Raw genomic sequence first — 1,690 nt, forward strand, 5'->3', positions numbered from 1 at the left:
GACGGTTCCGGTCACCAAGGATCGCAGCGAGACGGGTGCGATCCCCAAATCCAACGATGACGCTGACGGTCTGGGCCATGCCCGGAGAATTCCACCGCAGCGCCTCGCTGTGAATCCTCCGTCTGGGTCAGTGCACTAGCCCGCTGTCGGCGTCGCATCCGGGCACATCGCTGGTGTCAGCCGGGGCGATATTGGCCTCGTCCGGTCCAACCTTCTGGCATTCGCATTGACCGAAATGACGACGATGGGTCGTAACCCTCTCGGCCAGGTGCTTACAGGTGTAGAGAGCGGACGGCTGTATCACCGTAGCGTATCGCGCCTGAAAATAACGATACAAGATCGTTTAAGTTGGGTTTCTACATTGACGAAAATGTGTGGTGGGTTAGCTTGCGCCGCAAGGAATGGTCAACGACCGGCCGTTCACACGGTACGGGCCCAGGCACGCACTCCCGGCCGCTCCGGGCCTCGCTCTTTGCAACCGGTGTTCGGCCGCCGCGCCGAGCTCCCCGGAGCCCTCTGCCGCACGCCGCCATCGACGAGCTTAAGAAGAATGGACCAGATGCACTTCATCCCCGGAACCGGTCGGCAAACGTCATCCGGCCAGCCCATCACCCGCCGCTTCGCCCTGCTCGGAGCCTCCGCCCTCGCCCTCGCGCCGGACGGGTTGCGCGCCGAACCGCGCCGTGGCGGCACCCTGACCATCGCGCTGTCCAGCGAACCAACGGCGCTCGTTTCCGCCACGACTGTCGTCACCCCGGCGCTCAGCGTCTCCGGCAAGGTGACGGAAGGGCTGCTGCAGTATGATTTCGACCTGAACCCCCTGCCTGAATTGGCGACGGAATGGAGCGTCTCGCCAGACGGGCTCCGCTACGTCTTCAAGCTTCGCCCCGGCGTGAAATGGCATGATGGGAAGGATTTCACCTCCGCCGACGTCGCTTTCTCCCTGCTCCTGCTGAAGCGGGTGCATCCGCGTGGCCGCAGCACCTTTGCCAACCTGACCGAAGTGCTGGTCCCCGACCCGCTGACGGCGGAGTTGCACCTAGCCAAGCCGGCGCCCTACCTGATCAAGGCACTTGCGGGTGCCGAGACGCCCATCCTGCCGAAGCACCTCTACGAGGGCACCGATGCGGCCGCCAACCCGAACAATGCGGCCCCCATCGGCACCGGCCCCTTCCTGTTCAAGGAATGGGTGCGCGGCAGCCATGTGATCTATGAGCGCAATCCGAATTACTGGGGCTCGCCCAAGCCCTATCTCGACCAGCTCATCATCCGCTTCATCCCCGATGCCGCGGCGCGCTCTGCAGCCTTCGAAACCGGGCAGGTGGATCTCGGTTACCGCACGCCGGTCGGACTTGCCGATGTGGAGCGGCTGCGCCGTCATCCGGAGCTGCGCTTCGAGACCAAGGGGAACAGCTACTCCTTCAACGTCACCAAGCTCGAGTTCAACCTCGACAACGAGTATTTCTGTCACCTGAAGGTACGCCAGGCGGTGGCGCATGCGATCGACCGGGCGCAGATCGCGCGCATCGCCTTCTTCGGTAATGCCGAACCTTGCGCCTCTCCCATCGCACCGGGCTTGCGCGCCTTCCACGACCCCAGTCCGTCACCCTACGACCATGACTTCGCCAAGGCCGAGCAGCTGCTCGACGAGGCCGGCTTCCGCCGCGGCGCGGGTCGCATCCGCTTCCGC

The 1,690-nt window shown here is 64.4% G+C and carries 1 protein-coding gene; it reads left to right on the plus strand.

From position 1 onward, the window contains the following. Positions 1–550: 550 nt before the first annotated feature. On the plus strand, positions 551–1,690 hold a 1,140-nt coding region (locus tag AC3XYG_RS15845; RefSeq protein ID WP_489140810.1), incomplete at its 3' end, for an ABC transporter substrate-binding protein.

The organism is Inquilinus sp. (assembly GCF_057815775.1).